Raw genomic sequence first — 12,398 nt, 5'->3', positions numbered from 1 at the left:
GAAGGGCACCTACAGCCGACCGTGTTCGACTATAAGTGCCCTCAGGCCTGCGAAACAGCTACGGCTAAGCCGACTTCCACACTGCGACCACGGACGGCCGCGGCTGGGTGTCGCCGCCGTCGGGCCAATGCGAGATGGGTGCATCGGCGGTGGCGTCGTCGCTCTCACCCGGGTGCTGCACGCACACCATGACACGCTCGTCGGTGACGATCGGCCCGCAGGTCTCGCCGCCCGCGGGAACCGTCAGGAACTGTCGCGTCTCGCCGCGACGGTCACCGTCCAGCACCACCGCGAACAGTCCGTCGTTGGAGTCGAGGGCGTTGCCGTCGGTGGAGACCCACAGGTTGCCCTTCGCGTCGAACGCCAGGTTGTCGGGGCACGAAATGGGGCTGACCTGGCTCTTGTCGAAGCCGCCGTAATAGGTGTCGGCCTCGTTCGGATCGCCGCAGACCAGCAGCAGATTCCACGTGAAGGACGTGCCCGCGTGGTCGTCGTCGAGCTCGAGCACCTGGCCGTTCTTGTTGGTGTTGCGCGGGTTCGCCTCGTCGGCCGCAGCTTTGCCCTCGGTGCCACGATTGGAGTTGTTCGTCAGCGCAACATAGACCTTGCCGGTCACCGGGTTGGGCTCGAAGTCCTCGGGACGGTCCATCTTGGTTGCGCCCACCTTGTCGCCTGCCTGGCGGGTGAACACCGCGACCTCTTCGGCGGACATGCCGTCGACGAGGGACTTCCCGCGCCCGTCCTCGCCGGTCTCGAGCAGGGGGATCCACGTTCCGGTGCCGCGGAATTCACCGTTGGCCGGCAGGGTGCCGGATCCGTCGATCTCGTCGGGAGTATCGCCGGTGAGGGTCGCGACGTACAGCGTGCCCGCATCGAGCAGCGTCAGGTTGTTACGCATCGCGGCCGCGCCGGTGCCGGGCATCATCTTTCGGCTCGAGACGAACTTGTACATGTAGTCGAAGCGCTCGTCGTCGCCGCTGTAGGCCACCACGGTGCCGTCGTCGGTGACATGGATCGTCGCGGCCTCGTGCTTGAAGCGGCCGAGCGCGGTGTGCTTGATCGGGGTCGACTGCGGATCCCACGGGTTGACCTCGACGATGTAGCCGAATCGGTTGACCTCGTTGGGCTCCTGGGCCAGATCGAAGCGCTTGTCGAAGCGTTCCCACTTACGATCGCTCGCCGCACCTTCCACGCCGTAGCGCGAGAGACGCTTCGCCACAGTCGGATCCGTGACGCTGTCGGCGTTGGCGAAGTACTGGTTGAAGTTCTCCTCGCCCGACAGCACGGTTCCCCAGGGCGTCAGACCACCCGAGCAGTTGTTGAACGTGCCGAACACCTTGGTGCCGGTGGGATCGACGCTCGTCTTCAGGAAATTGCTGCCCGCAGCCGGGCCGGTGACGACGAACTCGGTGTTACCGGTGATGCGGCGGTTGTACTGCCCCATGGCCGGGGTCAGCTTGCCGGTGCCGGATTCTCCCTGCACCTGCACCACCGAAAGTCCGTGTGCGGCAACGGCGATGTCGAACTGCTCACGGGTGGGGTTCTCGGCGTCGTAGCCCTTGAACATGGCGGGCTCGGTGCTGTACTCGTGGTTGACCACCAGCAGATGCGCGTTCGGTGTGCCCTCGATGGGCAGCAGACCGGCGAAGTCGTTGTTGAAGCCGAACTGCTTCTCCTGCGCGGCGGCAGTCTGAGAATCGAAGTCGAATGCCGGTGCGCCGGCCACCACGGCATCGCCCCAGCGGATGACGACGCCCTGCTCGTAACCCTCGGGAACCACGACCGCGTCCTCGGTGTTCGGTTCCACCGCAACGAAATCCACGCCGTCCACGGGCGGGGTGGCGGAGCCGGAGGTATCGGAACTTCCCGTGGCCGCCGGCTCGTCCGTGGAACACGCAGCCAGAGCACTACCCGCGCCCACGGCGAGTACGGCCATCGCCCCGCCCTTGATGACGCCGCGCCGCGACATCGCTGTCCTGACGATGTCGCCGAAGTACTCGCCCTTCGACGTGTTGGGAATCTCGTGGAAGCACGCATCGCCGCACTTGTACTTGCACGTCAGTGATGAGCGCTTGGAGCTTCCGTCGTGAACGGCGAACAAGGGTAGTGGCTTCATGTCACGGCACGCTGTCACCCAAAAGCGAAAGTAAAGGAACGTTCAGGTGAAGTCCCGGATAACGAGGTAACCCTTGGTCGCTAGAGCACCTGCGAGAGGAACGTCTTGAGGCGGTCGGTGTGTGGGTCGTCGAACAGTTGTTCCGGCGTGCCGGTTTCGACGGCGCTGCCATGATCCATGAACAGGACCTTGTTGGACACCGATCGCGCGAAGCCCATTTCGTGGGTCACCACCACCATGGTCATCCCGCCCTTCGCGAGATCGGCCATCAACGCCAGCACGCCCTTGACCAATTCCGGGTCGAGCGCGGAGGTGGCCTCGTCGAAGAACATCACCTCGGGCTTCATCGCCAGTGCTCGCGCAATGGCCACGCGCTGCTGCTGGCCGCCCGAGAGATTGCCGGGACGCGAGTCGGCCTTGTTTGCCAGGCCCACCAATTCGAGCTGCTCCATCGCGGCCGCGCGCGCCGCATCCTTGTTGAGCCCGAGCAGCTTCTGCGGCCCGAGTGCGATGTTGTCCGCGACGGTCTTGTGCGGAAACAGGTTGAAGTGCTGGAACACCATGCCGATCCGCTGCCGGAGTTCGTCCGGATTGTCTTTGAGCACCGACTTGCCGTCGAGCAGAATGTCACCCTGCTCCGGCTCGTGCAGGCGATTGAGGGCCCGCAGCAGCGTCGATTTTCCCGAGCCTGACGGCCCGATGACGGTGGTGGTCTTCCCTGCATCGACGTGCAGGCTCACCCCACGCAGAACCTTGTTGGTGCCGAACGACAGGTGAATGTCCTTGCCGGTCAGAGAAACTGAAGTCACGTCGGCTACCTCTCCACCACGATGGATGTTTCGACGGGACCGAGGGTGCCCGAGGTGTCGGCCTTACCGGATCGCAGGCGTCGGTCGATGAAGTTGACCAAGTGAGTCAGCGGAATGGTCAGGATCAGATAGAACAGCCCGGCCGCCAGTAGCGGCGACAGATTGCCGGTCTGGGCGGCGGTGTCCTGGCCCACGCGGAACAGTTCACGTTGCGAGGCAAGCAGACCCAGGAAGTAGATCAGCGAGCTGTCCTTGATCAACGAGATGAACTGGTTCACGATCGCGGGCAACACGCGCCGGATGCCCTGCGGCACGACCACCAGGTTCATGGACCGGCGGTAGCTGAAACCCAGTGCGCGGGACGCTTCGAGCTGACCGGAGTCCACGCTCTGGATTCCGGAGCGGAAGATCTCGCCGAAGTACGCTGCTGCCATCAAAGACAGTGCCAGGATGCCCAACGGGAACGGGCTTCTGCTGCCGGTGAACTGGGTCAGCGTCGGGCCGAACCCGAGGCCGATGAGCAAAATGACCACGGCGGCGGGTAGTCCACGGAAAATGTCCGTGTACACCCGCGCCGGCCAGCGGAGCCAGCGGGTGCGGGAGATACCCGCCACCGCCAGCCCGAGTCCGATCACGGTACCGATCACCCCCGACGAGGCCGCCAGAATGAGGGTGTTCGGCAATCCGACCGTGACCAGTTTGGGAATGGTCTCGCCGATCAGTTCCCAATCGAAGAACGTGTCGTACAGATTCGACAGTGTGCTCATGGGCTACGAGGCAGGCAGAACGGAAGCCTTGCTGCCCGGCTTCCAGTCGGCGGGAACCTCACGGTCCGGGTACCACTGCTTCTCGAGCGTGCTCCAGGTGCCGTCGTCCACCACGGCGTCGAGGCCGGCGTTGAGCGCGTCGACCAACGGCTGGTTGTCCTTGGCGACGGCGTAGGCGGTGAAGTTGGTGGTGTTGATCGTCCTCTCCAGGATGGAGACGCCGTCCTCGGTCTTGACCTGGCCGGTTGCCTGCTGCGACGGAGCGACCCAGGCATCGACCTGTCCGGACTTCACGTTGGCGTACGCGGTGTTGTAGTCCGGGAACCGCACCGGCTCGATGCCGAGCGTGTTGGTGACGTAGTCGTCCTGCACGGTGCCCTGCACCACGGCGATGCGCTGATCGGCGTTCAACTCGGCGATCGTCTTGATCGAGTAGTCGTTCTTCGCGACCAGTGCCATCTCACCGAAGTCGTAGCCGTTGGTGAAGGCGACGGTCTGACGACGCGCATCCGTGGTCGAGATGGACGAGGAACCGGCGTCGTAGACCTTGTTGTTGACCGCTGCGAGCAGTCCGGAGAACTCGGTGGCCGAGAACTCGACGGTGAGGTTCAGCTTGGCGGCGACGGCCTTGAGCAGCTCGTTGTCGAAGCCGGTGAAGTTGCCGGCCTCGTCGATGAAGATGTTGGGCGGGGCGTCGGACAGGGTGCCGACGTACAGCGTTCCCGGCTTGATCAGACCGAGGTTCGCGGTGTCGATCTGGTCGAGCGCGGTGACGCTGTCGGTCGTGTACTTGTCCAGCGATGCCTGGTCGGAACCGGCCAGGGCGTTCTCGCCGGTGCCGCCCGAGCTTCCGTCGGAACACGCGACGGCTCCGAGTGTGAGTGCGAGCGTCGCAGCAACGGCTGCGATGGCACGGCCTCGTAAACGACGAGTGTTCAAGATGGAGCTCCTAGGTGTAAATCGGGAGGGACGAACGAGGCTATCGCGCCGGTGGAGGCACACGACAATCACGTTGCAGTTGTATTAAGCACCCCACTTGTTCCCGAAATTCCCGAAGCCCAATCGCGCCTAGCGGTGTGCGTCCCGCCACGCGATGGCCTGGCCCAGCTCGGCGAGGTCGTAATCGGGCCCGTTGACGCCGACGGTGAACAGCGTGGCTCCGGCGTCGACGAAGTCCGCAGCGGTGTCCGCACCCGGCCACGAAACGGATCGAGTGATGCCCGAGACGTCGCGCCCGACGGTGGTGCCGTGCTCGGCGAGAATCTCCGATTTGCGCTTCAGGGCCTCGAGGTCGGCGAAGCTGTGCCAGATGTGCGCGTACTCGGCCACCATCTTCAGCGTCTTCTTCTCGCCGCCGCCGCCGATGAGGATCGGAATGTCGCGGGTGGGTGCCGGATTACCGACATCGAGACGGTGACGAATGCGGGCCAGGCTTTCCTTGAGCAGCGCCAATCGTGAACCGGCCGTGCCGAATTCGTAGCCGAAGTTCTCGTAGTCCTTCTCGTTCCACCCGGCGCCGATGCCGAGGATCAACCGGCCGCCGCTGATGTGGTCGACGGTGCGCGCCATGTCGGCCAGCAGGTCCGGGTTGCGGTAGCCACCGCCGGTGACGAGGGCACCGATCTCGACGTTCGACGTCTGCTCGGCCCACGCACCCAGCATCGTCCAGCACTCGAAGTGAGCGCCGTCGAGATCACCGTAGAGCGGGTAGAAGTGATCCCAGTTGAAGACGATGTCGACTCCCGCGTCCTCCGAGCGCAACACCGCGTCGCGGATGAGCTGGTAGTCGGGAGCGTGTTGGGGCTGAAGCTGAACACCGATCTTGACGGTCATGTACGTCTCCTCGTCGTGTGGGCTGTCTCACCCATGATGCACCCGAATGTGACTAGCCGATGCGGACGCCGCTCTCGGCCATCATCGCCCGCAGCACGAACCCTGCCTCGGAACCGACGATCTCGCCGACCAACGTGGTGTAGCGGTCGACGAACGCGCCGCCGTGCTGTTGCTCGTCCTCGTCACCGAAGTGGTGCGCCATTTCGTGCAGCACCACCAACTCGCGCAGCGCCCAGGCTCGATTGCCCTGGTGCAGGGGCACGGCGATGGTGGCGGTATCGCGCTCGTAGTGGGCGGCACCCGAGCCCGAACGCGCGCGGACGGTGATCACACGGCCGACGTTCGGCCAGGTGGCCGTGATCCAGTCCAGCGCCAGCACCGCATCGACGTAGGTCTGCACGGATGTCAGCGAGGCGAACTTCCGCTCGATCGGCAGCGTGATCTGGGAACCCATCACCGTGACGACGCGGTTGTCGCGCTCCTCGGCGCGATCGAACATGGTCCGCACCAGTTGTTCGGCGTCGTAGACGGCCGACCGCTGTGCGTCCCTCGGCCTGCTCACCGGGCCAGCATAAGCGTCGCCGAGTTGTTTCCCGTACGGCGCTCGCCTATGGTTCAACCGACAACGATTGTCGAAGTCATTCCCACTTCCAGGCTCAGGAGTTCGTCGTGCTCGTCGTCGAGGATCTATGCGTCGACGCCGGCCGCACCCGCATCGTCGACGGCGTCTCGTTCGAAGTACCTGCCGGTCGACGCGTGGGCTTGCTGGGCGCCTCGGGCTCGGGAAAGTCCTCCATCGCGTCTGCTCTGGTCGGATCTCTGCCGCCGGGACTGACGTGCTCCGGTCGCGTCGTGGTCGACGGCCACGACGTCGCAGGCGTTCCGACGCCGCAACGTCCGCGCAGCGCTCGTCCGGCGATGGTGTTCCAGGACTCCGCAACCGCGCTGAACCCGATGGTCACCGTCGGTGGGCAGTTGCGCACTCGGGACGCCGCCGCGCTGCTGGAACGCGTCGGTCTGCACGACACCGCGCGCGTCCTGGCCTCGCACCCACTCGAACTCTCCGGCGGGCAGCGTCAACGTGTATGCATCGCACTGGCATTGGCGCGTCAGTCGTCACTGGTAATCGCCGACGAGCCGACGACGGCGCTCGACGTACTGAGTCAAGCGCGCGTTCTCGATGCACTGGGACAGGTGCCGTCGCTGCTGCTGATCACCCACGACATCGCCGTCGCCGCCCAGTTGTGCGACCACGTGCTGGTTCTCGATTCCGGCCGGATCATCGAATCCGGCTCCACTGCAGAGGTACTGAAGAGCCCTCGCTCGGATCGGGCACGGCAGATGCTCGACGCGGCTCGGGCGGCTGATCCGTTCCGTCAGCTGGTCGCGTTGTGAGTGTGGACGAGGCTGCCGGTCTGGTCGCCACCGCAGTCACCAGACAGTACGACCGGCACGGCACCTCCCATACCGCCTTGGACGCCGTGACTTTCGCGGTGCCGCCGGCCGCACGTGTGGCCGTGGTCGGTGAATCCGGCTCCGGGAAAACGACGTTGCTGCGTCTACTGCTCGCCGTCGATGCACCGAGCGGCGGGAAGATCGCTCTCGATGGTCAGCCCGTCCGGCCTGGATCGCCGCGAAAATTGCGGTGGTTCCGCCGCCGTGTGCAGTACATCCCGCAGGACCCGGCGACGAGTCTCGACCCGCGCCGTTGCGTCCTCGACCTCGTCGCTATGCCGCTGCGCCTACTGGGTATCGAGGGTGATCACCGGGCCATGGCCACTGGCGCGTTGTCTGCCGTCGGACTCGACGCGCAATTCCTGGCCCGCCGGCCGGCCGAGCTGTCCGGCGGACAGAAGCAGCGAGTAGCCATCGCCCGCGCCGCGGCCTGCGAGCCGCACTACCTGCTGGCGGACGAGCCGGTCAGTGGGCTCGATCCCGACCTGCGAGAGCAGGTCCTGTCCGTCCTGGCCGAACTACCGGGCGCACTGCTGATCGTCAGCCACGACCTGTCGGCCGTTGCGCGCCTCTGCTCCGACGTATCGGTGATGCACGAAGGCCGCATCGTCGAAACAGGCACTGTACGAGCCGTTCTGACGCAGCCCCAGCACGAGCACACCCGAAATCTGATCGACGCCGTTCCCCGGCTCACGTAAGGACACCAGGAGTTACTTTGACCAGCAACATGTTCCGCATCGGCGCGCTCGCAGCAGTGGGCACGCTGACCCTCACCGGATGCTTCTCCTCCAGCTCTGCCTCGTCCGAGAGCGGCGAGAACCGGGTCCGCGTCGCGATGCTGCAGCCACCGCGATCGGGTTTGTCCCAGTTCAGCGACGACGCGTTCAAGCTGTCACGCTGGTCGACGGCCGAGACATTGATCATGCTCGACGATCTCGGAGAGGCCGAACCGGGTCTGGCCACCGCCTGGAACCGCGTGGACGACCGCACCTGGAACTTCGACATCCGCCCGGACGTCACGTTCCACAACGGTGCCCCCCTCGACGCGGCGGCCGTCGTGACCGCACTGATCGCCGCCACCCAGTCCGCACCCAAGCCGCGCATCCTCGACGGCGTCGACATGACGGTGACCGCGATCGACGCCGACAGCGTGGCCGTGACCACCGCCGATGTGGATCCATTGGTGCCGCAGCGACTGTCGAGCCCACAGTTGGCCATCCTGGCACCCGAGGCGTACTCGACGGGCACCAGCAACCCGGTCGGCACCGGCACCGGACCCTTCGTGCTGAAGGCCGTGAACGGCACGTCCACCGCGACCCTCGACCGTAACGAGAACTACTGGGGCGAGCCCGCGAAGATCTCCGGCATCGACGTCGATTTCGTACCCGACGGCACCGCCCGCGCCGCTGCGCTGCGCAACGGCACAGCCGATGTGGTGGAGGCGATTCCGGTGTCGCAGGCCGCCAACGTAGACGAAGCGCTGGTGCACGAGGTGCCGATGCCGCGCACCAACACGCTGTATCTGAACACTGCGTCTGGGGTCTTCGCAGACCCGGCCATGCGCGCCGCCGCCAGGGAATCGGTCGACAAGGATCGACTGGTCGACCAGGTGTACGAGGGCCGCGCCGACGCCGCGAACGGGCTGCTCGGACCCGCTCTGCCGTGGTCGGCGAACCGCCCGGCACGTACGCAGACCCCGGCTGGCGACGCCGCAGGTAAGAAGATAACCCTCGCCACGTTCACGGACCGAGCCGAACTCCCCGAGGTCGCGGTGCTGCTGCAGCAGGAGCTCGAAGCGAAGGGCTTCGTCGTCGAACAGGTGGTGCGCGAGTATCAATTCATCGAAACAGATGCTCTCGCAGGTGCATTCGACGCCTTCATACTCTCCCGCGCCACCGTGCTCGATTCCGGCGACCCGGCCGCCTACATGTATTCCGACTTCGCCTGCGAGGGATCGTTCAACATCTCGCAGTTCTGCGACCCGCAGGTCGATGCCGCGCTGGCCGACGCCGCAGCCACCGCCCCCGGCGACGAGCGTCGCACCGCCGTTCTCGAGGCCGAGAAGCTGATTCTCGAAAAGGACGCCGCCGTGCCACTGCTGCACGAACGTGTCATCCAGGGCGAGTCCGAGAACGTGACCGGCGTAGCCCGCGATCCACGCGAGCGGACGTTGATCACCAACCAGACCGCGTTCGAGTAGGCGGTGAGAACGACTGTCTCCCGGCTGCTCTCGGTGGCGGGCGTCGTACTTCTCGTCGGCATGCTGCCGTGGTTGTCCGACCGAGATCCCGCCCTGAGCATTCTCCGGGCACGCTCGGCCGAGCAAGAGGCAACCCCCGAGGCCCTCGCGGCCATTCGCGCCGATCTCGGTCTCGACGCCGGGCCGCTACGAACGTTCTGGAACTGGCTCACCGGCCTCGCGTCGGGCAACCCCGGAACATCCTGGAACACCGGCAAACCCGTACTTCCCGGTGCACTCGAGGCACTGTCCGTTTCGCTGACGCTGATGGGTTTTGCGATGGTCGTCGCGCTCGTCACGGCCGCTCTCGTCGTCGTGCCCAGCATGCGAGCCGGGCTGCGCGGCACGCCGAAACGTACCGGCGGCAGCATTGCGGCTGCCCTGACGTCGTTGCCGGAGTTCTTGCTGGCATCGGTACTCGTGGTAGTCGGGGCAGTGTGGTTGTCGTTCCCGGCGTACGGGTGGAACGGTCCGGAGTACGCGGTGCTGCCCGCACTGGCACTGGGCCTTCCGGCCGGTGGCTTGATCGGCCGCCTTCTCGCCGACGCGGTTGCCGTGACGTTCACCGAGGGGTGGGTCATCACGTGGACGGTGGCCGAATTCTCCCGGTGGCAGATCGCCGTTGCCGTGCTGCGCCGCGCCGTCCCCGGACTCGCGTCACAGGTCGGCCTGATCATGGTCGCCATGACGGGCGGCGCAGTGGCCGTCGAAAAGGTCTTCGCAATACCGGGATTGGGCCGCTCGACCCTCGGTGACGCGCAGTCGCAAGACCTGCCCGCACTGCAGATCGACATACTGTTGTTGTTGGCCGTCAGTGCTGCACTCGGTATCACGGCGGAACTGCTGCGCCGTCTGCTGCTCGGCAGCGCCCTGCACGAGAAGGCCATGCCGATTCCCGCCGGGGTGTTCCACCCGTCGCCGCGTCGGTGGGCCGTTCCGATCACGGCCGCATCGTTGCTCGCCGTCATGGTTTTGGTGGGGCTTCCACGAGACGGGCAGGTCACCACCCGTGAGAAGTTCGCTCGACCGTCGTCGGCGTTCCCGTTCGGAACCGACGCATCCGGTCGTGACCTGCTCGCCCGGGTAGCGGACGGAGCCGTGCGGTCGATCGGACTGTCTCTGGCGGTCACGCTGGCGGCCTTGTTCGTCGGGGTACTGCTGGGCTTGATTCCGCGAGCGACCAGAGGCCTCGTCGAGGTCACCAATGCCGCACCTCCCGTGGTGACCGGTATCCTCATAGCCGCGATCTGGGGTCCGAGTGCCGGTGGTGCGGCAGTAGCCGTGTTGATCGTGACGTGGGCTCCACTGGCCGCGCACACCGCCGCACTCGTCGACGAGGCACGGGCCCAGCCCTACATCTCCATCCTGCCCACACTCGGTGCCGGTAACGGCCGAATTCTGTTCGGCTCCATCGTTCCCGGCGTGCTGCCGGCCGTTCTTCGACACGCGATGATCCGACTGCCCGGGGTCGCTCTGGCGCTCGCGGCCCTCGGATTTCTGGGGCTCGGCCCGCAGCCTCCGACCTCGGATTGGGGACTGATCCTGTCCGACGGGGTAGCCGCCGTGGAGCGAGCACCGTGGGTGGCGGCAGCGCCACTGGCGTCGCTCATCGCGTTGGCTGTCCTCGCCGTGTCCGTCTCCAGTGCGACGTCGGGGCGAGTGAGACAGACACGGACAACCGGTAGCGTCGTCGAGAAAGTCGATGCAGGAGGGCGCGTTACATGATGGCGAGGACCGACAGATCGCCGACGCGATGGCGGTGGTCGTTTCTCGTGGATCTGCAGCGGGCCACCCCCACCGTCCGACTGCTCGTGCTGACCCAGATGACGTTCAACATCGGCTTCTTCATGGTGTTGCCCTATCTGTCGGTGCATTTGACGAACGACCTGGGTCTGGGGGCGGCGCTCGTCGGTGTTGTGCTGGGTATCAGAACGTTCTCGCAGCAAGGTTTGTTCTTCGTCGGCGGTACGCTTGCCGATCGATGGGGCATCAAGCCGGTCGTCCTGGTCGGCTGTGTGTTGCGGGTGCTCGGATTCCTCGGTCTGGCGTTGTTCGATTCACTGGCCGGTGTCTTGACCGCCACGGTGATGGTGGGATTCGCTGCGGCATTGTTCTCTCCTGCAGTCGAATCCGCGGTCGCAATCGAGGCAGGCAAGAGCGAGCGCAGTGGCGGTTCCACCCGGGTCGAAACGTTCGCTCTGATGTCGGTGTGCAGCCAGATCGGCTCGTTCACCGGCCCGCTCGTCGGGTCCCTGTTGCTGTTGGCCGACTTCCGTATCGCATGCCTGGTCGCTGCAGGCATCTTCGTCGGCGTCGTCGCTGCGCACGTTCGCTGGCTGCCACGTGAGCCCGGCGAGCATCGCGATGATCCTTGGCTCTCCGGCTGGACCGACGTGATCCGCAATCGCACCTTCGTACTGTTCGCCGTCGCGATGAGTGCGCAGCTGGTGGCCTACAACCAGCTGTATCTGCTGCTCCCCCTCGAGGTCGAACGGGCCTGGGGATCGCAGACGGTACTCGGCTGGTTCTTCGCAATTTCCGCGGTATTCGTCGTCACGACGCAACTACCCATCAGCCGACGCGTCGCCGCAGTGTCGCCGCGTATCACGCTGCCCATCGGATTTGCCGTCATGGCAGTCTCTTTCGCGCTGGTGGCGGTCTTCAGTCCACTGCAGTTGACGGGTTTCATCGGCCTGATTCCGGCCGCGCTGTTCGTGTTGCTGCTGGCTCTGGGGCAGATGATCGCGATGCCTCAGGCCCGAGACTTGGTGCCGCGCATGGCCGCCGAACGCCGGCTCGGCTCTTACTACGGATTCATGGCCTCACTCGGCGGCATCGGGGTACTCATCGGCTCGATCGCGGTGGGTGCGGTGATCGACGCCTCGCCCGACACCGGCTGGGGAGCAGTAATCCCGTGGCTGGTCGCTGCGCTCTTCCCGATCGCCAGTGTCGTCGGGCTGCGCGTGGTACTCGCTCGCTTGGATTGAGTGCGGCATCCTCCGTCGCGCACTCAATCCCCGTCGCCGCCCCGCAGTCCCCGTCCGCCGCCTCGAGTTTCTCGCACGCCGCCCCGAGTTCCTCGCAAACGCGCGCGCGTTCGCCATACGCGAGCAGATTCGCGGGCTATTCCGCGCGCACCTGGCAAACGCGCTCGCGTTTGCGGCGGCCCCGACTACAGC

The 12,398-nt window shown here is 65.6% G+C and carries 9 protein-coding genes and 1 pseudogene; 5 read left to right on the top strand and 5 right to left on the bottom strand.

The features are described from left to right. Positions 1–64: 64 nt before the first annotated feature. From ACFI9K_RS11325 to ACFI9K_RS11305, 5 genes and pseudogenes are all read right to left on the bottom strand, one after another. The gene (locus ACFI9K_RS11325) at positions 65–2,116 is read right to left on the bottom strand and encodes a PhoX family protein (protein WP_462663576.1); all 2,052 of its coding nucleotides are present in this window, start codon (positions 2,114–2,116) and stop codon (positions 65–67) included. Between the two features lie 80 nt (positions 2,117–2,196). Then, entirely contained in the window at positions 2,197–2,925 is a 729-nt protein-coding gene (locus ACFI9K_RS11320; RefSeq protein WP_174557188.1) for an amino acid ABC transporter ATP-binding protein, read from the bottom strand. Between the two features lie 5 nt (positions 2,926–2,930). Beyond that, positions 2,931–4,634: pseudogene (locus tag ACFI9K_RS11315) on the bottom strand (ABC transporter substrate-binding protein/permease). Positions 4,635–4,760: 126 nt separating this feature from the next. Beyond that, positions 4,761–5,525: an LLM class F420-dependent oxidoreductase gene (locus tag ACFI9K_RS11310; RefSeq protein ID WP_283550940.1), complete on the bottom strand. Its 765-nt coding sequence runs from the start codon at positions 5,523–5,525 to the stop codon at positions 4,761–4,763. Positions 5,526–5,577: 52 nt separating this feature from the next. After that, positions 5,578–6,087: a TIGR04338 family metallohydrolase gene (locus tag ACFI9K_RS11305; RefSeq protein WP_462663575.1), complete on the bottom strand. Its 510-nt coding sequence runs from the start codon at positions 6,085–6,087 to the stop codon at positions 5,578–5,580. Between the two features lie 107 nt (positions 6,088–6,194). On the opposite strand from ACFI9K_RS11305, the gene ACFI9K_RS11300 reads away from it, so the two are divergent. The 5 genes from ACFI9K_RS11300 to ACFI9K_RS11280 are packed head-to-tail and all read left to right on the top strand — an operon-like array spanning position 6,195 to position 12,206. Next, positions 6,195–6,920, top strand: a complete 726-nt coding sequence (locus ACFI9K_RS11300) for an ATP-binding cassette domain-containing protein (protein ID WP_462663574.1) — start codon at positions 6,195–6,197, stop codon at positions 6,918–6,920. Next, the gene (locus ACFI9K_RS11295; protein WP_462663573.1) at positions 6,917–7,678 is read left to right on the top strand and encodes an ABC transporter ATP-binding protein; all 762 of its coding nucleotides are present in this window, start codon (positions 6,917–6,919) and stop codon (positions 7,676–7,678) included. Before ACFI9K_RS11300 ends, ACFI9K_RS11295 begins: the two co-directional genes overlap by 4 nt. A gap of 17 nt (positions 7,679–7,695) precedes the next feature. Further along, a complete protein-coding gene (locus ACFI9K_RS11290) occupies positions 7,696–9,180 on the top strand; it encodes an ABC transporter substrate-binding protein (protein WP_462663572.1) in 1,485 nt (494 codons plus the stop codon). Positions 9,181–9,183: 3 nt separating this feature from the next. Next, entirely contained in the window at positions 9,184–10,944 is a 1,761-nt protein-coding gene (locus ACFI9K_RS11285; RefSeq protein ID WP_462663571.1) for an ABC transporter permease subunit, read from the top strand. After that, entirely contained in the window at positions 10,941–12,206 is a 1,266-nt protein-coding gene (locus tag ACFI9K_RS11280) for an MDR family MFS transporter (protein ID WP_462663570.1), read from the top strand. The genes ACFI9K_RS11285 and ACFI9K_RS11280 overlap by 4 nt, the downstream gene beginning before the upstream one ends. Positions 12,207–12,398: the final 192 nt, after the last annotated feature.

Source organism: Rhodococcus sp. PSi06 (assembly GCF_054960675.1).
Note: the sequence above shows the minus strand (reverse complement) of the source record. Positions and strands in the feature narration are given on the sequence as shown.